Origin of the sequence: Levilactobacillus namurensis DSM 19117 (assembly GCF_001434785.1) — a bacterium.
GTDB lineage: Bacteria > Bacillota > Bacilli > Lactobacillales > Lactobacillaceae > Levilactobacillus > Levilactobacillus namurensis.
Genome location: NZ_AZDT01000006.1, coordinates 51,713 through 76,921, shown reverse-complemented (window position 1 = coordinate 76,921; position 25,209 = coordinate 51,713). Strand labels below are relative to the sequence as shown.

The 25,209-nt window shown below is 50.2% G+C and carries 27 protein-coding genes and 1 tRNA gene; 10 read left to right on the top strand and 18 right to left on the bottom strand.

The window, feature by feature from the left end:
• Positions 1–110: 110 nt before the first annotated feature.
• Positions 111–995 carry a translation elongation factor Ts gene (gene tsf, locus FD30_RS01150; protein ID WP_056943554.1) on the bottom strand — a complete coding sequence of 295 codons (885 nt, stop codon included), beginning with the start codon at positions 993–995 and terminating at the stop codon, positions 111–113.
• Positions 996–1,145: 150 nt separating this feature from the next.
• Positions 1,146–1,949 carry a 30S ribosomal protein S2 gene (gene rpsB / locus FD30_RS01145; RefSeq protein ID WP_024746157.1) on the bottom strand — a complete coding sequence of 268 codons (804 nt, stop codon included), beginning with the start codon at positions 1,947–1,949 and terminating at the stop codon, positions 1,146–1,148.
• Between the two features lie 236 nt (positions 1,950–2,185).
• Here rpsB and FD30_RS01140 point away from each other — a divergent pair, with 236 nt between their 5' ends.
• On the top strand, positions 2,186–2,908 hold the full coding sequence (locus FD30_RS01140) for an HAD family hydrolase (protein WP_056943553.1): 723 nt from the start codon (positions 2,186–2,188) through the stop codon (positions 2,906–2,908).
• A 65-nt stretch (positions 2,909–2,973) separates the two neighbouring features.
• On the opposite strand, the gene FD30_RS01135 is transcribed toward FD30_RS01140, so the two are convergent.
• The 3 genes from FD30_RS01135 to FD30_RS01125 form a co-directional block, all read right to left on the bottom strand.
• The gene (locus FD30_RS01135; protein ID WP_024746155.1) at positions 2,974–3,969 is read right to left on the bottom strand and encodes a D-2-hydroxyacid dehydrogenase; all 996 of its coding nucleotides are present in this window, start codon (positions 3,967–3,969) and stop codon (positions 2,974–2,976) included.
• Between the two features lie 90 nt (positions 3,970–4,059).
• A complete protein-coding gene (locus FD30_RS01130) occupies positions 4,060–4,335 on the bottom strand; it encodes a GIY-YIG nuclease family protein (protein WP_056943552.1) in 276 nt (91 codons plus the stop codon).
• Positions 4,328–5,077, bottom strand: a complete 750-nt coding sequence (locus FD30_RS01125; protein WP_056943551.1) for a tRNA1(Val) (adenine(37)-N6)-methyltransferase — start codon at positions 5,075–5,077, stop codon at positions 4,328–4,330. The genes FD30_RS01130 and FD30_RS01125 overlap by 8 nt, the downstream gene beginning before the upstream one ends.
• Before the next feature lie 102 nt (positions 5,078–5,179).
• Here FD30_RS01125 and FD30_RS01120 point away from each other — a divergent pair, with 102 nt between their 5' ends.
• Complete coding sequence (locus FD30_RS01120) at positions 5,180–5,827, top strand: lysophospholipid acyltransferase family protein (RefSeq protein ID WP_024746152.1); 648 nt, start codon at positions 5,180–5,182, stop codon at positions 5,825–5,827.
• A gap of 141 nt (positions 5,828–5,968) precedes the next feature.
• Here the strand turns inward: FD30_RS01120 and FD30_RS01115 are convergent, their stop codons facing one another.
• From FD30_RS01115 to FD30_RS01100, 4 genes are all read right to left on the bottom strand, one after another.
• A complete protein-coding gene (locus tag FD30_RS01115; RefSeq protein ID WP_056943550.1) occupies positions 5,969–7,774 on the bottom strand; it encodes an ABC transporter ATP-binding protein in 1,806 nt (601 codons plus the stop codon).
• Positions 7,732–9,525: an ABC transporter ATP-binding protein gene (locus FD30_RS01110; RefSeq protein WP_056943549.1), complete on the bottom strand. Its 1,794-nt coding sequence runs from the start codon at positions 9,523–9,525 to the stop codon at positions 7,732–7,734. The genes FD30_RS01115 and FD30_RS01110 overlap by 43 nt, the downstream gene beginning before the upstream one ends.
• 143 nt (positions 9,526–9,668) lie before the next feature.
• Positions 9,669–9,896 (bottom strand): YneF family protein, encoded by a 228-nt coding sequence (locus FD30_RS01105; RefSeq protein ID WP_056943548.1) that lies wholly within the window; start codon positions 9,894–9,896, stop codon positions 9,669–9,671.
• Between the two features lie 100 nt (positions 9,897–9,996).
• On the bottom strand, positions 9,997–10,245 hold the full coding sequence (locus FD30_RS01100; RefSeq protein ID WP_024746148.1) for a DUF896 domain-containing protein: 249 nt from the start codon (positions 10,243–10,245) through the stop codon (positions 9,997–9,999).
• A 198-nt stretch (positions 10,246–10,443) separates the two neighbouring features.
• On the opposite strand from FD30_RS01100, the gene lexA reads away from it, so the two are divergent.
• Entirely contained in the window at positions 10,444–11,073 is a 630-nt protein-coding gene (lexA, locus tag FD30_RS01095) for a transcriptional repressor LexA (protein ID WP_024746147.1), read from the top strand.
• 172 nt (positions 11,074–11,245) lie between these two features.
• On the opposite strand, the gene ppsA is transcribed toward lexA, so the two are convergent.
• The 4 genes from ppsA to FD30_RS01075 all read right to left on the bottom strand — a co-directional run bounded on the left by ppsA (position 11,246) and on the right by FD30_RS01075 (position 16,805).
• Positions 11,246–13,654 (bottom strand): phosphoenolpyruvate synthase, encoded by a 2,409-nt coding sequence (ppsA, locus tag FD30_RS01090; RefSeq protein ID WP_056943547.1) that lies wholly within the window; start codon positions 13,652–13,654, stop codon positions 11,246–11,248.
• A gap of 363 nt (positions 13,655–14,017) precedes the next feature.
• Complete coding sequence (locus FD30_RS01085) at positions 14,018–14,458, bottom strand: nucleoside 2-deoxyribosyltransferase (RefSeq protein ID WP_024746145.1); 441 nt, start codon at positions 14,456–14,458, stop codon at positions 14,018–14,020.
• A gap of 150 nt (positions 14,459–14,608) precedes the next feature.
• On the bottom strand, positions 14,609–15,787 hold the full coding sequence (locus FD30_RS01080; protein ID WP_056943546.1) for a hydroxymethylglutaryl-CoA synthase: 1,179 nt from the start codon (positions 15,785–15,787) through the stop codon (positions 14,609–14,611).
• Between the two features lie 151 nt (positions 15,788–15,938).
• Complete coding sequence (locus FD30_RS01075; protein ID WP_056943579.1) at positions 15,939–16,805, bottom strand: PPK2 family polyphosphate kinase; 867 nt, start codon at positions 16,803–16,805, stop codon at positions 15,939–15,941.
• A 165-nt stretch (positions 16,806–16,970) separates the two neighbouring features.
• On the opposite strand from FD30_RS01075, the gene FD30_RS01070 reads away from it, so the two are divergent.
• The 5 genes from FD30_RS01070 to FD30_RS01050 all read left to right on the top strand — a co-directional run bounded on the left by FD30_RS01070 (position 16,971) and on the right by FD30_RS01050 (position 20,537).
• Entirely contained in the window at positions 16,971–17,633 is a 663-nt protein-coding gene (locus FD30_RS01070; RefSeq protein WP_024746142.1) for a histidine phosphatase family protein, read from the top strand.
• A gap of 21 nt (positions 17,634–17,654) precedes the next feature.
• Positions 17,655–17,837, top strand: a complete 183-nt coding sequence (locus FD30_RS01065) for a PspC domain-containing protein (RefSeq protein WP_056943545.1) — start codon at positions 17,655–17,657, stop codon at positions 17,835–17,837.
• A 121-nt stretch (positions 17,838–17,958) separates the two neighbouring features.
• Positions 17,959–18,411 (top strand): MarR family winged helix-turn-helix transcriptional regulator, encoded by a 453-nt coding sequence (locus FD30_RS01060; RefSeq protein WP_056943544.1) that lies wholly within the window; start codon positions 17,959–17,961, stop codon positions 18,409–18,411.
• 33 nt (positions 18,412–18,444) lie between these two features.
• Positions 18,445–18,969: a GNAT family N-acetyltransferase gene (locus FD30_RS01055; protein WP_056943543.1), complete on the top strand. Its 525-nt coding sequence runs from the start codon at positions 18,445–18,447 to the stop codon at positions 18,967–18,969.
• Between the two features lie 242 nt (positions 18,970–19,211).
• Complete coding sequence (locus FD30_RS01050) at positions 19,212–20,537, top strand: APC family permease (protein ID WP_056943542.1); 1,326 nt, start codon at positions 19,212–19,214, stop codon at positions 20,535–20,537.
• Between the two features lie 174 nt (positions 20,538–20,711).
• Here the strand turns inward: FD30_RS01050 and gnd are convergent, their stop codons facing one another.
• Positions 20,712–21,614: a phosphogluconate dehydrogenase (NAD(+)-dependent, decarboxylating) gene (gnd, locus tag FD30_RS01045; RefSeq protein ID WP_056943541.1), complete on the bottom strand. Its 903-nt coding sequence runs from the start codon at positions 21,612–21,614 to the stop codon at positions 20,712–20,714.
• Between the two features lie 234 nt (positions 21,615–21,848).
• Here gnd and FD30_RS01040 point away from each other — a divergent pair, with 234 nt between their 5' ends.
• A complete protein-coding gene (locus FD30_RS01040; protein WP_056943540.1) occupies positions 21,849–22,517 on the top strand; it encodes a histidine phosphatase family protein in 669 nt (222 codons plus the stop codon).
• Positions 22,518–22,557: 40 nt separating this feature from the next.
• On the opposite strand, the gene FD30_RS01035 is transcribed toward FD30_RS01040, so the two are convergent.
• The gene (locus FD30_RS01035) at positions 22,558–23,262 is read right to left on the bottom strand and encodes an MIP/aquaporin family protein (RefSeq protein ID WP_056943539.1); all 705 of its coding nucleotides are present in this window, start codon (positions 23,260–23,262) and stop codon (positions 22,558–22,560) included.
• A gap of 341 nt (positions 23,263–23,603) precedes the next feature.
• On the opposite strand from FD30_RS01035, the gene FD30_RS01030 reads away from it, so the two are divergent.
• Positions 23,604–23,798, top strand: coding sequence for a hypothetical protein (locus FD30_RS01030; protein WP_024746134.1), 195 nt, complete (start codon positions 23,604–23,606; stop codon positions 23,796–23,798).
• Between the two features lie 117 nt (positions 23,799–23,915).
• Here FD30_RS01030 and FD30_RS01025 read toward each other — a convergent pair.
• From FD30_RS01025 to FD30_RS01015, 3 genes are all read right to left on the bottom strand, one after another.
• A tRNA-Ser gene (locus tag FD30_RS01025) sits at positions 23,916–24,003 on the bottom strand.
• A gap of 57 nt (positions 24,004–24,060) precedes the next feature.
• Positions 24,061–24,459, bottom strand: a complete 399-nt coding sequence (locus FD30_RS01020; RefSeq protein WP_056943538.1) for a TIR domain-containing protein — start codon at positions 24,457–24,459, stop codon at positions 24,061–24,063.
• A 186-nt stretch (positions 24,460–24,645) separates the two neighbouring features.
• Positions 24,646–25,167, bottom strand: a complete 522-nt coding sequence (locus tag FD30_RS01015; protein WP_056943537.1) for a hypothetical protein — start codon at positions 25,165–25,167, stop codon at positions 24,646–24,648.
• Positions 25,168–25,209: the final 42 nt, after the last annotated feature.

Below are 25,209 nucleotides of genomic sequence, written 5' to 3'. Positions count from 1 at the left end.
CCAGGGTTAGTGATAGTCAGGTGTTGTGAATTCACCATTTCGTTAGAAAAATGTTCATCAAAAAAGCGTAGACTGCCTGGGCAGCTACGCCTTTTCGGTTAACGCTTATCTTAACCGTTGATTTGGTCTTGGACTTCCTTGGCCAGGTCAACCGTTGGCTTTTCGATACCTTCACCAACTTCGTAACGAACAAAGTTCACTAACTTGCCACCCTTGCTGGCAACAAATTGGCTAACCGTTTGGTCGCCATCCTTAACGAATGGTTGGTCAGCTAAGCTGATTTCAGATAAGAACTTGTGCAGACGACCTTCGACCATCTTTTCAACGATCTTTTCAGGCTTGCCTTCGTTCAAAGCTTCTTGCTTCAGAACTTCCCGTTCGTGAGCCAACCGGTCGGCTGGGATGTCTTCACGGGAAACAAATTCTGGGTTGATAGCCGCAACGTGCATCGCAACGTCCTTAGCGGTTGCTTCGTCAGCACCGTCCAACGTTACCAACGCAGCGATTTGGCCACCTTGGTGTAAGTAAGCACCAAAGACTTGGCTGTCGGTCTTCTTAACCACAGCAAACCGCCGTAATTGAACGTTTTCGCTAGTCACTTGCGTGGTCTTCACGATGGCGTCGTTGATGGTGCTCCCATCAGCCGTATTCAATGCCAAAGCAGCATCCAAGTCAGCTGGTTCTTGCTTAGCAATCGTGTCCGCAATCGTGTCAACTAAGCCGTTGAACGTGTCGTTAGTGGCCACGAAGTCCGTTTCGGAGTTAACTTCGATGATGGCTGCCGTGTTACCCGCAACTTCCACCTTAGCTAAACCGTTTGCCGCAACGTTACCGCTCTTCTTCTTAGCCTTAGCGATTCCCTTTTCACGCAGGAAGTCGATGGCCTTGTCCATGTCGCCTTCAGAAGCAACCAGGGCCTTCTTTGCGTCCATCATACCGACTTGCGTCTTGTCACGTAATTCCTTAACTTGTGCCGCCGTAATCTTGCTTGCCATGTGTCATGGCCTCCTCAATTTAAAATAGTGGATTCAATTCACCAAAAAAGGCTGACTCAATCTCAGGCCATGATCGGTCCTAATTAAGCCAGCCTAAGGTGCTTTAAAGCATATATTTGGAAGGTCCCCCGCAGGGAACTCCGCATTTAATTACTTGTTGTCGCCTTCAACAGCGTTAACGATGTCTTCCATGGAGTTGTCAGACTTTGCCTTGTTATCCTTAGCAGCGTCATCCTTCTTGCCTTCGAAAGTCTTTTCGTCAACTTGGTCTTCACCCTGACGGCCTTCAACAATGGCATCAGCCATCTTGGAAGTGATCAAACGAACGGCACGGATAGCGTCGTCGTTAGAAGGAATCACAACGTCGATGTCGTCTGGGTCAGTGTTGGTATCAACCATCGCAACGATCGGAATGTTCAACTTTTGTGCTTCGTGAACCGCGATTTGTTCCTTACGTGGGTCAACGATGAACATAACGTCAGGTAACTTAGGCATGTCTTCGATCCCGCCTAAGAACCGTTCCAACTTGTCTTGAGACTTCTTCAACAAGGAAACTTCCTTCTTAGGTAAGACGTCGAACGTCCCATCAGTGGCCATCTTCTTCAAATCTTTAAGCCGCTTGATCCGCGTTTGGATCGTTTCCCAGTTGGTCAACGTTCCACCTAACCAACGGTGGTTAACGTAGAATTGACCCGCACGGGTAGCTTCCTCTTCGATGGAGTCTTGAGCTTGCTTCTTAGTCCCAACGAACAGAACAACGGCACCCTTAGATGCTTCGTCCTTCATGTAGTTGTAAGCAGCATCGATCAACTTCACCGTCTTTTGTAAGTCGATGATGTAGATACCGTTCCGTTCCGTAAAGATGTATTGCTTCATCTTAGGGTTCCAACGACGGGTTTGGTGACCAAAGTGGACACCGGCTTCAAGCAGTTGTTTCATGGAAATAACAGCCATAGTAAAATGCCTCCAAATAGTTTTTGATTTCCTCCCCAACGCTCACACGACCCCAGAACTCTCCCGAGCACTACCGAGGCCATCACGTCAGGTGTGAATTGGCGCATACGCACCGACAGTTATTATACAAAACGAACCGACTAAACACAAGCTAAATCCTGGAATATTTTACGAAAAATTGGCTTTTAGGCTGAGGTGTGATAAACTGCTAGGGACTTAGACAGGAGGAAACGCACATGATAAAAGCGGTCGTCTTTGATGTTGATGACACGCTCTACGACCAAAAGGCACCTTTTGTAGCTGCCCTCGCGCCGATTGTTCAGCTTCCATCCAGTTTTGATTTGACCCCGACGTTTCAGGCTTACCGGCGCCAAAGTGCGGCGGCTTACGCACAGTTGGCTAAGGGAAATTGGTCGGCCGATGAAATGGCCGTTCAACGTTTGAACGCTGCTCTGCACGTTCAGGACTTACCACCGGTTACTCCAGAGGCCGCCCTAGCCTTCCAAGAAGCGTACCAACAAGGGCTTCAAGAAATCAAACTTTTTCCTGGACTAGCAACCGCGCTTGATCAGCTTAAGGCGCGCTATCAATTGGGAATTATCACAAATGGTCACACGGAACACCAGTTGACCAAAGTGATGAACTTGAATATGCACCGCTGGATCGACCGCGACGCTATCCTGACGTCCGAAGAAGTCGGTCTAGCCAAGCCCGACCCCCAGATCTTCACCGCGATGAATCGTCGGTTGAACCTACGGGCCAGCGAGAGCGTCTACGTCGGTGATTGCTACAGTATGGACGTGCGAGCCGCCAAACAGGCTGGCTGGCAAGCCTTCTGGTTCAATCACCGCAATCTAGAAGTTCCTGACGGCGATTGGATCCCCGATCAGACCGTAGAGAATCCCGCGGAGTTGCAGGACCTGTTACTGGCCCTCACCACCCTAACGCGGACGGCATAAGCCACAAAAAAGGTCATCAGCAAATGCTGATGGCCTTTTTAGATTCATCGAGTTTCTGAAACGTCTTAGAACTTAACCACGTTGTCAGCCTTACCCGTTTCAATTAACTGCTTGTTGTTGTTCAAAGCATATTGAACCATGTTCTTAACGGCAGTCTTGGTGTAGAAGGCGATGTGTGGGCTTACCAGCACGTTTTCGCGCTTCATCAAGTTCTTCAACCGTTCGTCTGGAATAGCATCGAAGCTACCAAAGTCAGTGTTAAAGATTCCAACTTCGTCTTCGTAAACATCCAAGGCAGCACCGGCAACCTTACCGCTGTCCAGGGCACGGATCAAAGCATCCGTGTCAACGAGGGCACCACGGGCAGGGTTCAACAACCAAACGCCATCCTTCATCTTGCTGAAGGCGTCATCGTTGATCATCTTTTCGTTGTCCTTGGTTGCAGGAGCGTGCAAGGAAATAACGTCAGCTTGGGCGTATAATTCGTCCATCGTGTCCACGTAGATCCCTTGCTTTTCCAATTCAGGGTTATGGAAGACATCGTAAGCGATAACCTTGGCACCGAAGCCTTGGTAAATCTTCATAGCGGCCCGGCCGATCCGACCAGTAGCCACAACACCAACCGTCATGGAGTTCAATTCGTCGGCGATATCTGGAGCCCACCGCAGGTCACCATTAGCTTGCTTACGGTCGAACGTAGGCGTCCGACGTAATAACCGCATTAATTCAGTAACCGTGAATTCAGCGATTGCTTCTGGGGAGTATGCAGGAACGTTAGTAACCTTGAAGCCGTTACGCTTAACAGCGTCAGCATCAACGTTATCAACACCCACGTTCCGTAAAGACAAGTTCGTTACACCGTTAGCGGCTAACTTGTCTAATACGGAAGCCGTGTAAGGCTTTTGTTGGTAGACAACGGCACCGTCATAGCCCTTAGCTAAATCAACCGTGCTGTCATCCAGCAGTTCCTTAACAGCCTTAACTTCGATACCTTGATCCTTAGACCATTGTTCCAAGTAAGGTTGTTCGTCGTCGCGAATTCCATAAGCAATAATCTTCACAGTAAAGTTCCTCCTTAAAATTCTACTTCCTGTATATCTGATGCACTTGTACAGTTTAACACAAAATCTGTTGTTTGATTAGTCAAGGAGCTAAATCTTTACTTGAATCCCGTGTTTTTTTAAAAAAAGGAGCTTTTTTTGGCGACTTTGATGCTTAAACGCCCATTCTGCGTGTAACGCATCGTGCTTAGAATCAAAGGCTTCACTGTACAAAACCCGCAAAGGTTTGTGCGCACGCGTATATTTGGCCCCCTTCCCTGCCAAATGCGTCGCAAAGCGTTTGGCCACGTCCGTGGTAAACCCGCCATACAGCGATTGGTCAGCACATAGTAAAACATAGAAATAATAAGTTTGTGAATTATCCATACAATAATCGCTTCACTTCTGCTTGATAGTTTCCCGTTGCATCATAGACCGTCAGCGGAGCCGGGAACCTAAGTCCCCCTGGCTTACCATCCTTAATAGCTTCTACCAGTACCATGTTGGCTTCCTTGCCCGGCTTAGGGTACACTAATCGAATTCGCTTAGGTGCGAGCCGGTGTTGGCCCATCAGCGTCAGGAGCTGAAGTAATCGATCGGGGCGGTGCACAAAGTAGGCCTTCCCGTTCATCTTCAATAAGCCGCTAGTCGTCGCCACAATGGTCGCCAGATTCGTCGTGATCTCGTGCCGTGCAATGGCCAGGTACTGGTTCGGATTCTTCTGACTATCCGGCAAGTCCTCAAAGTACGGCGGGTTGCAGGTCACCACGTCCACCGAATCCTTAGGGATCCACTGGTTGACCTGTGCCAAGTCGCCTTGGTACACCGTCATGTGGTCATCCAACCCATTTAATGCGATACTTCGCCGGGCCATGTCGGCTAATCGCGGCTGTAATTCGACTTCCGCAATCTGTCCTTTAGTCCGGTGGCTCATAAACAGACCCACGGCTCCGTTCCCCGCACACAGGTCAACCGTGCGGCTGGTCGCTCTAGCCGGTAGCTTTGCGAACGCCGCCAGAAGCACCGCATCGAGGGAAAAGGCAAACACCTCTGGGCTTTGAATGATTTGAATATCTTGACTATAGAGTTGGTCGATACGTTCATCCGGCCGTAACGTTGGTTTTGTCATCGGCAATTCCTTTCTACTGCTGATTAACAGGATAACTTGCAACTCCTGCACTTTTTTTGCATACTAGATTCATACAGATTCACTGTGAGAGGAGTGTCACACATGTTCTATTCGTTTTTACGGGGGATCATCCGGGTCATCGTCTACGTCATTAACGGTCGGCCAACTTACCTGCACCGTGACGAGCTGCCAGACGGCCCGTACATTCTGGTGGGCCCGCACCGGACCTGGTTCGACCCCATCTACTTTGCATTGGGTGCCAGTCCCCGTCAATTTAGCTTTATGGCTAAAGAAGAACTCTTTAAGAACCCTATTTTACGATGGATCTTACGCCATGCCAATGCCTTCCCGGTCAACCGGGACCATCCGGGGCCTTCTGTTATTAAAACCCCTGTCCGAACTTTACGTCAAGGTGACCTTTCCCTGATCATCTTCCCCTCAGGAAGTCGTCACTCGTCAGAACTCAAGGGGGGCGCGGCCGTGATTGCCAAAATGGCGAAGGTTCCGCTCATCCCCACGGTCTACCAAGGGCCACTGACGTTCAAACGGCTCTTCAGCCGTCAACACATCACGGTCGCCTATGGCCAACCGATTACCATCGACCGTAAATTAAAGCTGGACGAAGCAGGTCAAGCACAGGTCGAAGCCCAGATGCAAGCGGCTTTCAACCAACTAGACCAAGAAATCGACCCGAACTTCCATTACGTTGACGTCTCTGGTGAGAAACACCACGAACACCCTAACGCCTGATTGATCAGTTGCACCCCTTGCACCCGCAATTTTAAATCAAAATCAGAAAAAATTCCGCCTCTCAAATGACTTAACCACTTGAGAGGCGGAATTTTTCTTTTTAGCGTCTTTAGGTGCCAAGGTTAGGCCCCAAATGCGGGGTTATGACTGTAGGTCATCCGCATGCGCGGCGTTTTGCAACTGAATCATGTCGTAATAATACCCGTGATGTTGCATCAGCTCATCATTCGTTCCCCGTTCCACGATCTTTCCTTGATGCAAGACCAGAATCAGGTCCGCATTTTGAATCGTCGAGAGTCGGTGCGCAATCGCTACCGTCGTTCGGTTCGCTTGCAGCCGCTGGAGACCAGTTTGAATCATGGTTTCCGTTTCCGTATCCACGTTAGCCGTGGCCTCATCGAGAATCAAGATCTTCGGGTCCGTCGCCACCGTCCGTGCAAAGGTAATCAACTGCCGCTGTCCCGCGGAGTACTCCGACCCGTGCTCTAAGACCGCCGTGGCATAGCCCTCCGGTAACCGGTCAATGAACTCATCGGCCTGCACGAACTTCGCGGCCTGCCGAACCTGTTCATCCGAGATGTTCGGATTAAACATCCGAATGTTGCTCTGGATATCGCCATAGAACAACTGCGGTTCCTGCAAGACCAGTCCCAGCTTTGACCGTAACTCCGCTGCTGGGTACTCCCGGATATCCCGGTCATCGATCAAGACCTGGCCACTCTGAAATTCATAGAAGCGCATCAACACGTTAATCGTCGAGGTCTTCCCCGATCCCGTTTCCCCCACTAGGGCCACGGTCTGCCCAGGTTCTGCTACGAACGAGACATCCTTTAAAACCGGGTGCTCTTGATCATAAGCAAAGGTCACGTGGCGGAATTCTACCTTACCACGGGTGATCTTCGCATCCGCCACCGGGTGTTGCTGAGGGGCAAGCGTACGGTCATTTAAGATACGCATCACCCGCGATCCCGCAACCATCCCGTTTTGAAAGTCACTTAGGTTATCCATCATCTGACTCATTGGGCTGTAGAAGTTGTTCAAATACGTAATGAACGCGTAGACTACCCCGGCCGCAACGACCTGGTGCATCCCCCGCATCCCGAAAAGCCCCAAGACAATCACCGTTCCTAAGGCGTAGAACAGGTTGATCATCGGGCTCAACAGGAGTGAGTTGGTCCGGATCATCGCTCGCCGAGTATCATAGTAGGCGCGGTTGGTCTTTTTGAACCCCGTCGCCATCCGCTTTTCTTGCCGGAACTCCTGAATCACGCTAATTCCCGTAATGGCTTCACTCAGCTTGGTGTTCAGCTCACTCAGGCGCTCCCGCATCCGCCGATAGACCCGCGAACTGAAGCTCTGGTAGTACCAGATCACAAACAGTAAGAATGGCACTAAGATCAGCGTGGCCAAAGCGACGCCCCAGTCCGTCAAGGCCATAGCAATAAAGGACGAGACCACCGCAAACACGGCCAAGATCAGGGTATTTAACAACGCCCAAAAGTTGGAAAACGTCATGGTATCGTTCATTAACCGTGACAGGATCGACCCGCCCGGTGTTTGGTCAAAGTACCGCATGCCCTTACCGTGCAGGTCCGCAAACATCTTACGTCGGACGCTTTCCAGCATGTACTCAGCGCCCATGGTACTGGTATAGTCCTGCCAGAACTGGGAAACAGCTTTGACCACCATCCCCAGAAAATACAGGCCCGCAAACAGCCACATAATCGCTAACGTCGCGTTGCCCCGGCGCAAGAAGTTATCCATGTAAACTTGGAGCAACCAAGGTAGGAAGACGTTGATACCACTAATAAAAGCTGATAATAACACCGAACCAATGAAGAACCATTTATAGGGGGCTGCGAACTTGAAGAGTTCCCCCACCACTGTCAATTGCTCTTTTAGGGTCATGCTACGGGCCCATGCTGATTCATGTGGTTTAGTCGCCATGTCGGTTTCCCCCCTCTAACCCGTGTTTCGAGTTGTTGTTGCGTAAACATCTTGGCGTACCAGCCGTGGGCCGCCATCAGACTGGCGTGCGTGCCCCGTTCAACGATGCGTCCTTGGTCAAGGACCAAGATCTCATCGGCTTCCATCACCGAGCTTAACCGGTGAGCCGCAATGATCGTGGTCTTATTGGCCCGCTCAGCTCGCAGATTAGCCAGAATTTCCGTTTCCGTCTCGGCATCCACGGCGGACAAGGCATCGTCTAGAATCAATAACTCTGGATCGATCAATAATGCCCGGGCAATCGCTAACCGTTGCCGTTGTCCCCCGGATAACGAGATACCATCCTCACCAACCTGGGTCTGATACCCGTCTGGCAAGAGGTCGATTTGGTGGGCCAGATCACTCTTTTGCGCCGCCTGGATCACATCAGCCCGCGTGGCAGTCGCCTTCGCAAAGCGAATGTTTTCAAACACCGTATCCGAAAACAGGAAGCTTTCTTGCGGAACATACCCAATCGCGGGCAAGTAACTGTCCAGCGCATAGTCCTTAATCGGGTGACCCCCGAAGCGAATCTCGCCTTGGTAATCGTCGAACGTTCGCAAAATCAGCTTCATAATGGTCGATTTACCCGCACCGACCCGGCCCACAATCCCCAGCGTCTGTCCCGCTTTAAGATCAAAGTTGATGTCTTGGAGACTCGTCTGGGCATCATCCGGGTAGTTGAAAGCTTGAATATGGTAGGCCAGCGTTCCCTGGGGATGTTCCGTCAAGCCGTCGGTCCGGTCAATGATCTTGCTCTTTTGCCGTAACAGTTCCATGACCCGGTCATAACTCGCATTCCCCCGTTCCATGGTGTTGAACAGCATTCCGACCGCAAACATCGGCCAAACCATCATGGCCAAGTAACTGATGAACGAGACTAAGTTGCCAATCGTAATGGTCCCGTGGGCCACAAATAAGCCCCCCAACACAATGGTAGCCACATAGGATATTGAAATAATTAAAGTAATTGCGGGGTCAAATAATGAATCCAAAAAGTTAACGTGGCGATTAATCGCAATGGTCTGGTCGACCTGCTGATCATAGTCGTCAATGTCTTCCTGGTCTTGTCCTAAAGCCTTGATGACCTTGATCCCGCTGATACTCTCCTGAGCCTTATTATTTAAGCGTGAAAAAGCCGCCTGCGACCGGCCGAACGCCCGGTGGATCTTCTGTCCCAGGTACCATGAAACCACTGCTAAGAACGGAAAAGGCACGATTGCCAGCAAGGTCAAGCGCCAGTTGATCAACGTCATCATCGCGATCAACGTCGTGCCCCCCGTAATGATGGCATCGGCAAACTGAAGGATCCCCCCACCAGCGACTCGCTGCACGGCTTCCAAGTCGTTGGTCGCGTGGGCCATCAGGTCACCCGTCCGGTAACGTTGATAAAACGTCCGGTCCATATTCATAAAGTGGCGAAACAACCGGTCCCGCAGAAGTTGTTCCAAGTGTGCCGCGCCACCCCAAATGGCATTCCGCCACAGGTAACGGGTCAGGTACTGCGCAATCGCCGCACCTACGACCAAAGCCAAATCAACGGCCAATAGCGTTCCCGTCATGGTCCGGCCGTGAATACTATCCACCATGTTACCGATAATCCGTGGTGGAATGATCGCGATAATTGCCGTGAGCAGCAGCCCAATGACCCCAATCAGATACCGTCGCCATTCCAGGCGAAAGTACCATGACAATTTCTTAAAGATACTCAAGCGCGATCCCTCCTTAAATTAAAATACAATTAGAATTCCATTATAGCAGACTCTTTCCAGTCTAACGCAATTCTTTCCAATGACAATCAAAAAGACTCCCCGTTCAACTAACGCTGACGGCGAGTCTTTCTTAATCATGAAGTCTACTTTGATTTGCGAGATTGTTGCTTCATCGCGTTCATCATTTGGTGGAGTTTCCGTTGGGATGGCTTTTGCCCCATCTGTAACATCATTGCTCGTAATTGATCTTCATTGATAGGCGGATTGTCTTTCAGGTAGTTTTCCATGTAACGTCGTGCACCATAGAAGCCCCCAAAGGCACAAGCCAGTCCCACGACGATTACAATCAAAATCCAGATCCAAGTTGCCAAGACGATTCCCTCCCTTACTAACAGCATTCATTAACCAAGTTTACACAATCTTAAGACAAAATAAAAGAGCGAATCTCAAAAAGACCCCCTCTTTAACCCACTAATCGTTCCGCAAGCCCTTTTCGCGTTGAACTTGACGGACCTTTTCCGGCGTAACTTCCTTACCGTTCTTATCGTAGACCTGCATCATCTCAACTTGACTCCGGAAACTCTCCCGAAACAGCTTCAGGTACTTCTGCCGCAGATCGGCCCGTTCGGCCTTCTCATCTTCGTTGAGACCCGCACCCTTCGCTTTGTGGGCCAATTCATTAATCCGGACTAATAAACTGTCCATCGTGGTTTCAGCCATGAAATAGCCACGCTCCTTTAATTCCTCACCCAACTGGATGAAATTGTAAGTTTTAAAACACAACCTATAATATCAGGGTTAATTTCAGAATTCAACTTATTAGGCCGAACGTCTGTTTGAAAACGTTCGCCAGCTATGCTAAAATTGGGCTAAACTAAGTCGATTAAGACGAATAATGACGAACGAGGTGGCAATACGATGAGCAAAGCTTCTGAAAGTAAACAAATTGCCGTTCTGCGCTTCATTTGGGAACGGGTCAACGAAAAAGGGTATCCCCCAACCGTTCGAGAAATCGGCGAGGCGGTTTCCTTGTCGTCAACTTCCACGGTTCACGGTCACATCGCCCGTCTAGAAAAGAAGGGCTTGCTGACCAAGGACCCCACGAAGCCCCGGGCTTTGGAAGTCACCCCTGCCGGTTTGGAAGAACTCGGTGTTCACGAACAACAGACGCAGATTCCCGTTCTAGGAACGGTGACTGCCGGGGAACCCATCTTGGCCGTTCAAGAAGCCACGGATTACTTCCCCGTGCCACCTGAATTTGAAAACAGCGATGATCAGCTCTTCATGCTCACGATTCGTGGCGAGAGCATGATCAATATCGGCATCCTAAACGGCGACCAAGTTATCGTGCGTCGGCAACGGTCCGCCGATAACGGCGACATCGTCATTGCGATGACCGAAGAAAACGAGGCCACCTGCAAGCGATTCTTTAAGGAAGCCGACCATTTCCGGTTACAACCCGAAAATGATACCATGGCGCCCATCATCTTGAATCAAGTTACCATCCTAGGAAAGGTCGTTGGCCTGTTCCGGGACGACGTGCACTAACCACTTTATCGTCATGCTAGTCAAAAACGGCAGATTGAACGGCAACATTCCGTTCAATCTGCCGTTCGTTTTGGTGACACAAAAGGACCACCTAGATGCGCTCATTTGCTCATCTAGGTGGTCCTTTAGCTTACCCTTAACTCGCTATGCTGACCTCAGCCAACGCTTGGGCTTATTCCCAGTCATAGTCTGTTGGATCTTGGAGTCCTCGGCCAGTCGCCTTGTCCAGTAAGATCCGTTGTTCGAAGTGGGCCACGTTCCGCTTGGTCTGCTTGACCATATCAGGGTTAACAGAAACATAGTCAATTCCACATTGAATCAAGAAGTTCGTGAATTCAGGGTATTCAGATGGCGCCTGGCCACAAATCGAGACCGTCTTACCATCCTTGTGGGCAGTCTTAATCAAGTGCTTGATTGCCCGCTTAACGGCTAAGTTCCGTTCATCGAAGAGCCGTGCCACCGTATCGTTATTCCGGTCACAGCCTAAGATCAACATGGCCAAGTCGTTTGAACCGATGGAGTACCCATCAACAAACTCGTTGAACTTGTCTGCCAAGATAATGTTGGATGGAATTTCCGCCATCATGTAGACCTTGAAGTCGGCATTCCGAACCAAGCCTTCATGCGCCATAATGTCCGTGACTTTCCGGGCTTCATCCACGGTCCGTACGAATGGAATCATCACATTCAAGTTCTTCAGGCCGAACTCGTTCCGTACCTTCTTGACCGCTGCCAATTCTAGCTTGAAGGCTTCCACGTACTTCGGATCATAGTACCGGGAGGCACCCCGCCAGCCTAATAAGTCTGCTGGTTCGTGTGGTTCATACTTCTCACCACCCTTTAAGTTCCGGTATTCACTGGACTTAAAGTCGGATAACCGCAGAACCATCGGCCGTGGTGCCATCGCCCGAGCAACCTTGGAGATCCCGTCAGCCAACATGTTGACGACCTTTTCTGGGTGGCCTTGTTCGATCAAATATAGTGGGTGTTCGTGAATAAAGGTGGTCCATAAGAACTCTTCACGCATCAACCCAATCCCATCAGCAGGTAATGTTGAATACTTTTCAGCCAAGTCGGGGTCACCTAAGTTCATCATGACCCGGGTAGCCGTTGGCGCAAAGGTCTCGGCAGCCACCACTTGGCCCCCTGCGGCTTGGGCTGGTTCGTTCTTCTTCAGCAGGCTGGCAACCTTGCCTTCGTAGACGATACCGTTGGTTGCGTCGACCGTAACCACGTCGCCCGTCTTGAAGGTATCCGTTGCGGCAGTTCCCTTACTCTTGGTCCCCACGATACATGGAATCTGCATTTCACGAGAAACAATGGCCGCATGGCAGGTCATCCCACCATTGTTGGTCACAATGGCCGCCGCCTTCTTCATTGCCGGTACCCAGTCAGGTGACGTCATTAACGTGACTAAGACTTCACCCTTCTTGAATTGGTCAATGTCTTCAGGGTTGTCAATGACGTGAACCACACCACTGGCGACACCAGGACTCGCAGATAATCCGCGAACAGCAATCTTTGCATCAGCTTCCTGAACCACACTATCATCTCCTGCAGTTGAGTGTCCTTGCTTATCCTTATTTCTTTGAGACCAAACGGTTTCTGGACGCGCTTGAACGATCCATAACCGGTTGGTGTTCGTGTCCAAAGCAAATTCCATATCCATGTAGCACCCGTAGTGCTTTTCAATCGCCTTAACGTAGCCGGCCAGTTCAATCACTTGGTCGTCCGTCAGCACTTGCTGGTCCTGTTCAGCTTCAGGGACGGCAATTTCTTTGGTCCCACCAGTTGCTTCCCGGGCCAGTTGAATGGTCTGCTTAACCACGCTGCGTTCAACGATCTTCATGGAGTCTTTGTCGATAACGAAGTGGTTAGGCGTCACTTTCCCTAACACGATGTACTCGCCCAGGCCCCGAATCGTGTCGATCACGATCTTGGAGTCGTCCCCGTTAGCAACGTTAACGGAGAACATGATCCCCGATGCCTTGGAGAAGACCATCATTTGAACGGCAGCAGACAGTGCAACTTTCTCGTGTGGGAAGTGTTGCTTGTGCCGGTAGTAAGTTGCCCGATCAGTAAAGAGCGAGGAGTAGCATTCCTGAACCCGGTTCACCACGTCTGCGGCGCCCTTGATGTTCAGATAAGACTCTTGTTGCCCAGCAAACGATGCGTTTGGTAAATCTTCCGCCGTCGCAGATGACCGAATAGCCACAAATGGATCCTTTTGATCCATCTTCTTAGCCAAGTCGGCGTAGGCCTGCTTGATGTTCTGAGCTAAATCATCTGGCATCTTGGCCGAAACGATTAAGTTCCGAATCTTCTCACAGGTGGTATGTAATTCATCTGAGTCTTCGTAATCCTTGATTCCCTCAAGCAATGCGTTGACTTGATCGTTGACACCGGTCTCTTGCATAAAGTACCGGTAGGCCCGGGCAGTCGTGGCAAAACCATAAGGAACGGGAACTTTCATTGACGACGTCATTTCCCCTAAGGAAGATGACTTCCCACCAACTAGGTTCACGTCTTCACGGTGCAATTCATCAAACCACAAAACATTTGCAGTATCTCGATTACTCATCATATTGCCTCCTCGCACTTGATCCATTAAGGTTGGTTACACGCTTTGTGAATGTAACCGCTTACAACTACAAGTACATTATAGTGCATTTATGAACAAAGTGTCACCCCCTACAGCCAATTTTTTTGATTTTTTGTTATTTAATTTCGACTAGAAGCATTGGTACATACCGATGATAGCCGTTTTGTCAGGACTTCAAACGGTTGCATTCTACTTGTGCATTATTCACACTATACCGTAATTTAAGCAAATAAAAACGGCCATCCCTTGCTCAATTTTTGAGCGGTCATGACCGTTTTCGTTCTAAATCTTCTACTAAAATTTGACGTTAAAAATTCTCTTTTCAGGCCAATCTCCCCGTTGTTAGAAGACCGGCCCGTCATACCGACTCGTCGGCAGCGTCGCAAAATCATAGGTTTTAAGCGCATCCGTTGACTGTAAGTATGCGGTCAAGCTTTCGGATAACATCAAGTTCACCTTGGTGTCCTTTTCGTGCAGGATCACCAGCGGCTTTTGGCTGTGATAAGCGTAGCCAATCTCAAAAGCGGTTCCCGAATCCACTTGATCATCGACGTAATCGATTAAGGCGACCACGACATCAGCCTGATCAATTTCCCGAACATCCATCTTAAACGTGGCATCCGACCACTTAGGCGTTCCCAGAGTTAAATCTCGAATTTCGTTCTTCCGGGGACTAAATACCCGTCCCACTTGGGGGTTAGCGGCTAAAGCGGCCTCAGCTCGCCCGATCCGTTCGATTTGTTCGTCATCAAAGAATGGTCCTGCTAAATAAATGTTGGTCACGCTAATTTCCTCATTTCTCTAATCTTATGTGGTTCCGTTTGGATAATCCCATTATAGCGAAAGAATTAACATTTGGCGATAACTTTTCATTTAATATTCGTGAATTTAGGCCATGACGCAATCTTAACGTAAATTTTCAATCATTTTTGATTAGTCAACGGCCCGTTGCCGATACAGTCGTTGCTGCTGATGCCGACCAGCCAGATAATACTGGGCAGATACTTCCCCAATAGGCAACTGAACATCCCGTCCTGATAGATCCAGGCGTTGCGTAAAAAGGGCCTCGTACTCCGCCACGGAAACTGCGTGCCGGTTCGCCAGTAGCGCCGTCAAGCGCTCATCGTCGAAGCCCTGGCGGAACGTTGGCTGAACGATGGCACTATAGAACTCCCCCTCGGCTCCCGAGCCGTAGCTATAGCACCCAATCCGGTCTCCCGCCTGAAGGTGGCCATGCCGCAGTAACGACAATATGCTCAAGTACAGCGAGCCCGTATACAAGTTCCCCACATTCCGATTATCCAGTTGGCTGGCCTCAAACGCAGCCTGGAGGCGCACTTGCTGGTCTGGCGTGGCCTCAGGCAAGACCTGCCGCAACGCCTTTAACCCCATCTTGGTAAACGGGATGTGGAAGGTCAAAGCTGCAAAATCCGCAATGGTTCGCTGGGTCTGTGCCTGATAAGCCGTCCAGACCGTCTTAAAGAAGTCTAAGTAAACGTTAGTCGAGTAACGCCCGTCCACCAACGCCTCCGTTCGTCCTAAAGGCCGCCAGAAGTCCATGACGTCAGCTGTGTGGTAGGCACTCACGGGTTCTAAGGCCAGCATGCGCGGCTGGGCAGTCACCAGCATCGCAACGGCGCCACCACCCTGGGTCACTTCACCGGCGGTATGCAACCCGTACCGAGCGATGTCCGCACCGATGACGAGGACCTTAGCAGTCGGTCGCGCCCGGACATAGTCGGCAGCTAATTGTAAGCCCGCCGTTGCCCCGTAACACGCCTGCTTGATCTCCACTGCTCGGGTATCTGCGGGTAGATCTAACAAGTGGGCTAAGTACACCGCGGTGGCCTTTGAGTTATCAATGCCCGATTCCGTTCCGAACAGGACCATCTTAACGGCCGCTTTGTCGGCCGGGGTTAGAATCTGGGCCGCCGCGTTCGCCGCCATGGTCACCACGTCTTGCGTCGGCGGAATGACCGCCTGCTTATCCTGACCGATTCCCACGTGGTACTTGGCAGGGTCTTCACCACGGGCCAACGCCAGATCCGTCATTTCCAAGTACATGTCCGGTGTATAGAACCCCATCCGGTCAATTCCGACTGTCTCCGTCATTCAATCCGCTCCTCACTAAATTACTCATTACGTTTAACCCTACCATTTTACCCACAATTTCCGCAAGATTCTTTAATTGTAGACTACAAATTTAAGTAAAAGATAAGCTAAATATCCTGAACAGTCCGCTTTTTGAAGGATACAACCTTTATTAAATGCGCCCCTTACGCAGCTGGTGTAACAGTGTCTTGAATTTTGCTTGTTCCGCCGCCGACACCTGTGGGTATTGCGGGTCTAAACCGCCCAATTGTTGCGCCAGAATCGCCGACACAATTCGCCGAGCGGTAGACTTATCATCTGCCGGAATAATGTACCACGGATGCTTAGGAGTCGCCGTATGGGCTAACATCTGAGCATAAGCGGTCTGATAATCATCCCAGTACTGCCGCTCCTTCAGATCACTCGTGGAAAACTTCCAGTTCTTTTCGGGTCGTGCCAACCGTCGTTCCAAGCGATGCGTCTGCTCAGCTTGGGAAATATGGAGAAAGAACTTGTACATCATGAACCCTTGATGGGCCAAGTAAGTCTCGTAATGGCGTAGGTCATGATAACGCCGGTTAAAGAACTTGTCGGTCACATCCCCCACCGTCTGAATTCCCGGAAGATGCTGCCCGACCAGGATCTCCGGGTGCACTCGGCTGATCAATACGTCTTCGTACTGTGACCGATTAAAGATTCGGATCTCGCCGCGAGCGGGAAGGGCTTGGTTCACCCGCCAGAGAAAGTCATGTTGCAAGTCCACACTCGTCGGTTGCTTGAAGCTGACCACGCTGGTCCCCGCTGCGTTGAAGCCGCTAAAGACGTGCCGAATCAGACCATCTTTACCAGCCGTATCCATCCCCTGCAGTACAATGATCACGCCCATCTGCTTCTGGGCATACAACCGGCGTTGCAGGTCCTGAAGCGTCGCTAAGTCCGCATCCCGTTCGGCCCGGTCAATCCGAACTGTGGTCTGAGTCGCCCACTGAGTCAAGTCCACAGGGCGGTCGCCCGTATATCGATAACTTGTTTCATCCATCTTCGTCATCCCCTTAATCTACTGATACCATACCATGATTCTCCTCCTAACGAATCGGAGAACGCTTACAAAAAATTCAGTAAATCCAGCTAAAACTTTCGCGTTCCGGAAAAGAGATTGCTATACTTAAAGCGTAACCAAGTCGTTTGTTAAAGGAGTATCGTCATGAAAACAATTACTGCATACTTTGTCCGCCATGGTCAAACCATGCTGAACCACTATAATAAAGTCCAGGGGTGGATTGATTCCCCCCTAACTGAAAAGGGCCGGGCCGACGCCAAACGCGCTGGCGAACAGCTGAAGAACATTCCATTCACCGCCGCCTATAGTAGTGACTCCGGTCGTGCTATCGAAACGGCCCACATCGCTCTCCGTCAAAATCCCGAAAACATGAACATTGTGACCTACCAATATCCTGAATTTCGGGAACAGTGCCACGGTTACTTCGAAGGCAACGACCTCAACCAGATGTGGCAGTTCGTCGGAGCGCAAGTCAAACTGACCTCTGAATCCGCCGTTCTAGGGACTTACGGACTCGAAAAGGCCCGTGATCTGATTCACCAGGCCGACCTCTACGGCGAAGCCGAAAGCAACGACATGTTCTGGTCCCGGCTAGACCGTGGTTTTGATAAATTGCGGGCTAATTCTAAAGATGGCGACCAAGTGCTGGTGGTCTCCCACGGGATGACCATTCGTTCAATCGTGGACCGGTACGCACCCGCACTGGATGAAGGGGTGGCCACGATCAACGGTAGCATCACCAAGCTGACCATTACCGATGACGACATTCACGTTGAATTCTTCAACCGCATTGACTTTCAATCCTAATCGCTAAAGGAGGCAATCACGATGAAACGAATCCACCGTTCCGCTGATGACCGGGTCATCGCTGGTGTAGTCGGCGGGCTAAGCCGCTATTTTGACTGGAACGTCACCCTCTGCCGGATCATCTTCATTATTTTAGCCCTGACCCCCCTACCAGGAATCCTGGCTTACTTGATTCTTTGGATGGTCATGGGAGATCCTGAATAACATCATGTCACACGCCAGCCAATGATGGTCGGCGTGTTTTTTTGAAATTTTTTATCTTTTGCTGTAATTGCACTAATTTTGTGCTAAGCTAAGAACCACGTCATATCAAAGGAGGAGTTGCATGACGGAAGTTTTACGTGAAATCGGGATGATTGCGCGGGCGTTGGACTCAATCAGTAACGTCGAATTCAAACAATACGCTCTAACCAAGGGGCAGTACCTCTACTTGGTACGAATCTGTGAGCATCCTGGTATCATCCAAGAACAGCTGAGTAAACTCGTCATGGTCGACCGAACCACGGTCATTCGAGCCGTCCAGCGCTTAGCCGACCACGCGCTCATCGAAAAGCGTCCCGACGAAACCAATAAAAAGATTCGGCGCCTCTACCCTACGGAAAAAGCCCGTCTCATCTACCAACGTATCACCGCAGAAGAAGCCTACTCTAATCGAGTCGCCCTAGCCGGCATGACCCCCGACCAGGTCGCACAGTTAACGACCCTCTTGCACCAGGCCCGAACCAACGTAACGGCCGATTGGGAACGTGTCAAACACGGTGGTCACCGTGACTATTAAGCCAATAAAACTATTCTAAAGGAGTCTGAAATCATGAATCAAAACATCCCTAGTCTACATCCCTGCAACCTCACTGATCTACCAACCCTGCAAGCCATTAGTCGGGAAACGTTTGCGGCCACTTTTGGCGCGGCCAACACCACACAAGACCTCGCGAAGTACCTCGATACCGCCTACGCCACTGATAAACTCCACCGTGAGATGATCAATCCTGACTCACACTTCTACTTCTTACAAGTCGGAAGCGAAGTCTGTGGCTACCTAAAGGTCAACACGGGTGACGCTCAAAGCGAGGCCATGGGGGCTAATGATTTTGAAGTCGAACGCATCTACGTTCGGCCGGCCTACCAGAAGCGCGGTTACGGACGGATCTTGATTGAACTGGCCGAGGCCTTGGCAACTAACGCCCACAAGGACCAGATGTGGCTAGGCGTTTGGGAACATAACGATAACGCCCGGGGCTTTTATGCTCGGATTGGCTTTCACCGAATTGGCCAACATACCTTTACCCTGGGCAGTAGTCAACAGACCGACTACCTCATGGCCAAGCCCCTTTAATCCATCGTGAATCCCCTAACCCCTCGTTGCTAAACCGGTGACGAGGGTTTTCGTTTATCCCGAGAATCGGTATTTTTGGTTCATCATTCGAACTTTTTCAGTTTGCTTCCATAAATTAATTCGGTTTTTAATGCTAGTTAGCCCCCCACATGCGGTTTTATATTGCGCCTAATTAGGATATTTGCTAGACTAGAAACATTCAAAATTAAAATCAAGCATCACAGAAAGTGAGGTCCTGTTCCATGCAGGAATCGTCCACGACGCTCAACCGGTCCCTAGGGTTCTGGTCTGCATTAGCACTCGTCGTTGGAACCGTGATTGGTTCCGGAATCTTTTTCAAACAATCATCGGTCTTAGATAGTGCGGGGTCCACGGGGGGCGCCTTATTGGCCTGGTTCCTGGGTGGGGTCATCACCCTGACCGCCGGGTTGACCATCGCCGAAGTTGGGGCGCAAATGCCCCATACCGGGGGACTCTACGTTTATATGGAGGAAATTTACGGGAACTTCTGGGGCTTTCTCTCTGGTTGGATGCAAATCGCCGTTTACGGTCCCGCAATTATTGCCTCCATCGCCGCGTACTTGGGCATCCTCTTGGTGGGCTTCTTCCACTTAGACGCCGTTTGGCAAGCTCCCCTGGCCATCTTCGTGATCATCCTGATCGGCCTGCTGAACATGGTCGAAAACCGCTGGGGCGCCGCCTTTCAGATTGTGACAACGTTGGGAAAGTTACTCCCCATTATTGCCATCGTCATCTTCGGCCTCTTCTACGGTGATCAGGATGCCTTTGGCCAAACCTTACAGACAGTCCACCACTCGACCGGAAACTTCGGTGTAGCCGTCCTGGCCACTCTCTTCGCCTACGACGGGTGGATCTTAGTGGCGAACCTTGGAGGCGAAATCAAGAACCCCCAAAAGCTCCTACCGCAAGCCATTATTCTGGGTATCTCTCTGGTGCTCATCGCCTATACTCTGGTGAGTTACGGGATTCTGCACTTTGTTCCCGCAGAAAAAATTCACACGCTAGGGCAACAAACCACGGTCTACTTTGCCCAATCCGCCTTCGGGACCATTGGCGGACGCCTCTTAAACATCGGGATCATCGTCTCAATGGTGGGGTGTCTGAACGGGAAGATCATGACGTTCCCGCGTATCGTCTACGCCATGGCCGACCGGCAACAGCTTCCGTTCTCTAAGTATCTGAGCTACCTCAACCGGAAGTCGCACGAACCCATGATTGCAACAACGGCCATCATTGCGTACGCCAGCATCATGATTCTGTTCTTTAACCCCGACCGGTTATCGGACCTCTGCATCTTCACGGTCTACTGCTTCTACGTGGCCACCTTTGTCGGCGTCTTCCTCTTACGTCACCGGCACCCGACCACCGTTCGGCCTTTCTCCACTCCCGGCTTCCCCATCACACCATTGATTGCGATTCTGGGAGCCCTCTTCGTGATTATCAGTGAGATTGGCTCTGACTTCACAGGGGTCGTCTTATCCCTGGTGATTGTCGCCGCGGGGATTCCCGTTTACTATTACAAGCAACACCACCGCACCACTGATTAATCCTTTTCTGGTTTAAAAAGGGCCGTTTCGAGGCGTATCCCCGAAACGGCCCGTTTTTTGATACAACCGATTCACCGATCTCACTTAGCCGGTAGTTAAAAGGCGCGTCCGTTGGAAACCAACGAACGCGCCTTAATTGTCAGGCCCTAAAGCCTGCTTTAATATTTAACTTGATTAAGCCTTGTCAACGGCGTGACCACCGAAGCCATGACGCATTGCGGAAACAACCTTACCCGTAAAGGTATCAGTTTCCATTGAACGGTAACGCATCATCAGGGAAAGACCGATAACTGGCGTAGCAACTTGTTGGTTCAGGGCTTCTTCTAAAGTCCACTTACCTTCACCAGAGCTGTGCATCGTCCCCTTGATTTCGTCCAAGTTGGCGTCCTTTGCGAAGGCTTCTTCACAAAGTTCCATCAGCCATGAACGAACAACAGAACCGTGGTTCCAGAGCTTAGCAACGGCTTCGTTATCGTAGTTGAATTGGCTGTGGGCCAAGACGTCGAAACCTTCACCGATGGCTTCCATCATCCCGTATTCAACACCGTTGTGGACCATCTTCAAGTAGTGACCGGAACCAGCGGCACCCGTGTACAGGTAACCATCTTTTTCGGCAATACCTTCAAAGACAGGCTTCAAAGCAGCATCGAAGGCTTCTTGGCTAGTCCCACCGATCATGAAGTTCCCATCATGCCGGGCACCGGATTGGCCACCTGAAGTCCCACAGTCGAAGAAGTTGATACCCTTAGCTTCGGCCTTTTCAGCATCTTCAACGGAGTTCTTCCAGAAGGAGTTACCACCATCGACGATGTAATCGCCCTTAGCTAAAACGTCCGTCAACGTTGCAATCGTTGATTCCGTTGGCTTACCAGCAGGCAGCATCAACCAAACGACCTTAGGTGATGGTAACTTGCTTAGCAGATCGTCAAGTGAGGTTGCAGCTTCGGCACCGAAACCTGCAGCTTGGTCAACAAAGTCCTTGTTCAAGTCAAAGCCCACAACTTCACTGCCGTGGTCCATCATGTTTTGGGCTAAGTTTAACCCCATCTTACCTAATCCAACTAATCCAATTTTCATTGTTGTCAAATTCCCTTCTATGGTTAAATGTACTCTCTATCTAACAGAGCCTATTATATGAAAAATATTTACAGATTTCAAGAAAAAACACGAAAAAAAGTTACATAATTTGTCTGTCCCCTGAAACTGAACCGTCTAACTGTTGATTTAACGCGGTTATTCCCCGTTTCAGCGTTCAAAAATTAATTTTTAGCGCGTATACTGAAAGCATCAAATCTACCAGGAGGCCACAAAATGAAAACACTCACCATTGACTTTGTTCGACACGGCCAGACCCTCTTCAACATCTTAAACAAGCTTCAAGGATGGGCGGACTCGCCCTTAACTGAGGCCGGCATCGCCATGGCCGACGCGACTGGGCAGCGCTTGCAAGCGGTCCACTACGACCGCTACTACTCTTCAGACTTGAAGCGGGCCATTGACACTGCTCAGCATATCATTAGTGCGAACCAGGGTCATCATGAAGCCCCTACAACGTCTCCGTTATTCCGGGAAGTTTACTTTGGGTCCTATGAAGGGTCCGATAACGACCAGGTCTGGGGCGCCATCGCCCGACCGCTGGGATGCACCGACCAAGCGGACATCATCCGGCAACACTCGTTTACCACGGCCCGCGACGCTATGCACCGTGCGGATCCCCATCACTTTGCCGAAGACGGGGCAACCTTTTATCACCGCATCGACCAATCCCTATCCCAGCTACTCACCGACAACGCCACTGGAGACCATCTCCTAGTGGTTAGCCACGGGACCTTTATCCGCACCCTAACCCTGCGCTTCGGTCCCCAATTTCACCCCGAAAACAACTATCCGGCTAATGGCAGCGTCACGACCCTCCGTCTTACCGCTCAGGAAGCCGCGCCCGGCTTTACTGCCGAAGTTCTGGCCTACAACCAGCAATAATGTAAAACGCGTTGACCCACGGGCCAACGCGTTTTTTAATCTACTTAATCAGTACCTGTAATCCTGCAGCCAGGACACCTCCAACGATGGGACCGCACATCGGCACCCAAGCGTAAGACCATTCCGCACTTCCTCGATTCGGAATCGGTAAGATTGTGTACGCCAACCGTGGTCCCCAATCCCGCGCTGGGTTCAGGGCAAATCCGGTCGTGGTCCCAAGGCCCATCCCCACGACCGTAATCAACGTTCCGACAATAAACGGCTTTAAACCTTGCGTAAAGTCTCCCAGGTTCAGAAGAATGAAGACGAAGGCCCAAGTCGCAATGGTTTCGGAAAGGAAGTTGAAGACGGGACTGGCAATGGCCGGCCGAGTCGCAAAGATGCCGACACTATTTCCATTCTTGGCCGAGGTCGCTTTGAAGTGGGGATAGAATTGAACAACCACCAAAGCCGCTCCCACGAACGCCCCCAAGAATTGCCCCAACAGATATGGTACGACCTGGTCCCAGGGGAAGAAGCCAAACGCCGCAAACCCAATCGTCACGGCTGGATTCAAGTGTCCGTCCGAACCTAACGCCCCCGCAACGTACACTCCCATGGTTACAGCCAGCCCCCAGGCGATACTGACAAAGGTCCAGTTTGACCCCGTCGCATAAGTTTTTTTCAGGTTAAAACTAGCCCCGGTTCCGGCCCCCAAGACCATCAAAATCATCGTCCCAAAAAATTCACCGATAAACCCGCTCACATCAAACACCATCCTTGAACTTAACTTTATTTTTCCCTTAAATGCCTTTGTTAGTTTACCATAATTACTGTCCGTTCTCCGAGTCGATGCAATTTTTTTGTCTTTCGCTCAGTCCCCATGAATCAGCAATGGCACCGGTACCAACTTGTGAAGCAATGGTCCTTGATTTGCGAAATATCCAGTTAAAAAGCCTTCACTTGTTCTGGGTCAAGGGTTAACTTCCAAATTCAAGGCCTACTTGTTACTTTTACAGTTACACAAAATTCTTCTCACGAATTATTCTAAAAATCATCGCCACACCGTAAACTTGTGAGATAATACGCTTAAAAGAGGTGACCCCCATGGAACCACTCATTGCCATTATTTTAGCTAAAGTTACCGCCCTTCCCACGCCCCATTCGTTGATCTACGACCTGGAAGGCTTAACGGAACACCAAGAAACCGAGCTTCTCACCCAGTTACAAGCCCAAGCCCCGACCGTTAAGTTTCGCTTATCCGGTCGACGTGATCGGGTCTTAGAAATTCGTAAAAGTTAAGGAATTTTGAAAAACGTCAGGTCACGGTCTGAACGTTTTTTAATCATCACGACCCGTAAAAACCGTAATATTGTAAAAAAACGCCGTCAAGGATTAACTTGACGGCGTTCGTAATTAAGGAGAGTACAGGATTTGAACCTGCGCGCCGGTATTAGCCGGTTCGCCGGATTTCGAGTCCGGTGCATTACCACTCTGCCAACTCTCCATGTGACTACCTTATCTATTTTACCAATAATGACTATAAATGCAAGTCAGAATTGCGTTAAATATGACGTAATGATAAAGCTTGTGGATCAAAGGGGTCAATCCACTGCGGTTGTGCCTCAACTAAGGCCAGTGGGGCCATGAAAGGGGCATCTAATTTAGCGGCTAGGAGTTGTTTATCTTCAGCGGCCGCAGTCGCAACTTCCCAGTCGACCCATTCGGACTGCCAGGTGTTTTGACTGATGACGATCAAGACTTGACGTGATTGTCTAATCTTACGGCGCTGTTGTCGCCGCCAGCGGCTAGCGGAACGACCCTTAAAGGCAATTTTTACGGGGACCGGACTGAACGCAATGGCCGGAAAGTCCCAGTTATCTTCCGTTAAGCCTTGGATATGAAGCTTGAAGGACTGGGCTAACGGGTCACTGGCTTGGTAGCTAATTAGGAGTGGGCTCATCGGTAAGCTTCCTTTCTTGACGTTAAGTTGCCTACAGTATAACGGGTCAACACAACAGTTTGATGACAAACATATTATTTCTAATTAATATTATACGCTGAATAAACATTTAATTCTTCTTTCAACCACAAAACCCACCCGACCCAACAACCTTATCCGTTGTCTGAGTTCGAGTGGGTTTTAACTTTAATATACCGCGTGCGTCCGGGCCTGTTTGGCCGTCCGGTACGCAAAGTTCTCGGTATCCACGTGGGTGGCTAACGCGTGCTTAGCCGTTCCCGTGACGTCCAAGCTGATCAATAAGCGCTTTTTGGATAGGCCCAAATACTGAATACCCGCGCCCTTGGTATAGAACGCCGTCCGATACCCCTTGATTGTTTTGTGAGCCTTCTTGATGCTGACCTTGACCGCCCGGGAACGCACCTGGGCCGGTTGTGCCTGGTGGCTAAAGAACTTAACGGGATCTACAATCTTATGCTTGTAAATATGTAATTTGACCACTTTTCCGTTCCAAGACTTCCGGTACCAGACGCCCCGGTACTTCTTTGGAAAGCTCGTGGCCTTGAACTTCAACTTCTTCAGGTCTCGTTGACTGTAATACGTGGCCGGTACGCTGGCCGCCGCATCGACGGGACGGTTCGTAACCGTTAGCCAGCAGATTGCACTTAACGCCACGATCACCAGTCCCCAAATTTTTCTCAACTTCATTAGTAAACCCATCTCCTCTATTCTTACTATAAATAATTATAT

What these genes read in the sequence shown, in the direction of transcription:
- tsf (WP_056943554.1), bottom strand. Translation starts at nt 995, where the DNA reads ATGGCAAGCAAGATTACGGCGGCACAAGTTAAGGAATTACGTGACAAG.
- rpsB (WP_024746157.1), bottom strand. Translation starts at nt 1,949, where the DNA reads ATGGCTGTTATTTCCATGAAACAACTGCTTGAAGCCGGTGTCCACTTT.
- FD30_RS01140 (WP_056943553.1), top strand. Translation starts at nt 2,186, where the DNA reads ATGATAAAAGCGGTCGTCTTTGATGTTGATGACACGCTCTACGACCAA.
- FD30_RS01130 (WP_056943552.1), bottom strand. Translation starts at nt 4,335, where the DNA reads ATGGATAATTCACAAACTTATTATTTCTATGTTTTACTATGTGCTGAC.
- FD30_RS01125 (WP_056943551.1), bottom strand. Translation starts at nt 5,077, where the DNA reads ATGACAAAACCAACGTTACGGCCGGATGAACGTATCGACCAACTCTAT.
- FD30_RS01120 (WP_024746152.1), top strand. Translation starts at nt 5,180, where the DNA reads ATGTTCTATTCGTTTTTACGGGGGATCATCCGGGTCATCGTCTACGTC.
- FD30_RS01115 (WP_056943550.1), bottom strand. Translation starts at nt 7,774, where the DNA reads ATGGCGACTAAACCACATGAATCAGCATGGGCCCGTAGCATGACCCTA.
- FD30_RS01100 (WP_024746148.1), bottom strand. Translation starts at nt 10,245, where the DNA reads ATGGCTGAAACCACGATGGACAGTTTATTAGTCCGGATTAATGAATTG.
- lexA (WP_024746147.1), top strand. Translation starts at nt 10,444, where the DNA reads ATGAGCAAAGCTTCTGAAAGTAAACAAATTGCCGTTCTGCGCTTCATT.
- ppsA (WP_056943547.1), bottom strand. Translation starts at nt 13,654, where the DNA reads ATGAGTAATCGAGATACTGCAAATGTTTTGTGGTTTGATGAATTGCAC.
- FD30_RS01080 (WP_056943546.1), bottom strand. Translation starts at nt 15,787, where the DNA reads ATGACGGAGACAGTCGGAATTGACCGGATGGGGTTCTATACACCGGAC.
- FD30_RS01075 (WP_056943579.1), bottom strand. Translation starts at nt 16,805, where the DNA reads ATGGATGAAACAAGTTATCGATATACGGGCGACCGCCCTGTGGACTTG.
- FD30_RS01070 (WP_024746142.1), top strand. Translation starts at nt 16,971, where the DNA reads ATGAAAACAATTACTGCATACTTTGTCCGCCATGGTCAAACCATGCTG.
- FD30_RS01065 (WP_056943545.1), top strand. Translation starts at nt 17,655, where the DNA reads ATGAAACGAATCCACCGTTCCGCTGATGACCGGGTCATCGCTGGTGTA.
- FD30_RS01060 (WP_056943544.1), top strand. Translation starts at nt 17,959, where the DNA reads ATGACGGAAGTTTTACGTGAAATCGGGATGATTGCGCGGGCGTTGGAC.
- FD30_RS01055 (WP_056943543.1), top strand. Translation starts at nt 18,445, where the DNA reads ATGAATCAAAACATCCCTAGTCTACATCCCTGCAACCTCACTGATCTA.
- FD30_RS01050 (WP_056943542.1), top strand. Translation starts at nt 19,212, where the DNA reads ATGCAGGAATCGTCCACGACGCTCAACCGGTCCCTAGGGTTCTGGTCT.
- gnd (WP_056943541.1), bottom strand. Translation starts at nt 21,614, where the DNA reads ATGAAAATTGGATTAGTTGGATTAGGTAAGATGGGGTTAAACTTAGCC.
- FD30_RS01040 (WP_056943540.1), top strand. Translation starts at nt 21,849, where the DNA reads ATGAAAACACTCACCATTGACTTTGTTCGACACGGCCAGACCCTCTTC.
- FD30_RS01030 (WP_024746134.1), top strand. Translation starts at nt 23,604, where the DNA reads ATGGAACCACTCATTGCCATTATTTTAGCTAAAGTTACCGCCCTTCCC.
- FD30_RS01020 (WP_056943538.1), bottom strand. Translation starts at nt 24,459, where the DNA reads ATGAGCCCACTCCTAATTAGCTACCAAGCCAGTGACCCGTTAGCCCAG.
- FD30_RS01015 (WP_056943537.1), bottom strand. Translation starts at nt 25,167, where the DNA reads ATGAAGTTGAGAAAAATTTGGGGACTGGTGATCGTGGCGTTAAGTGCA.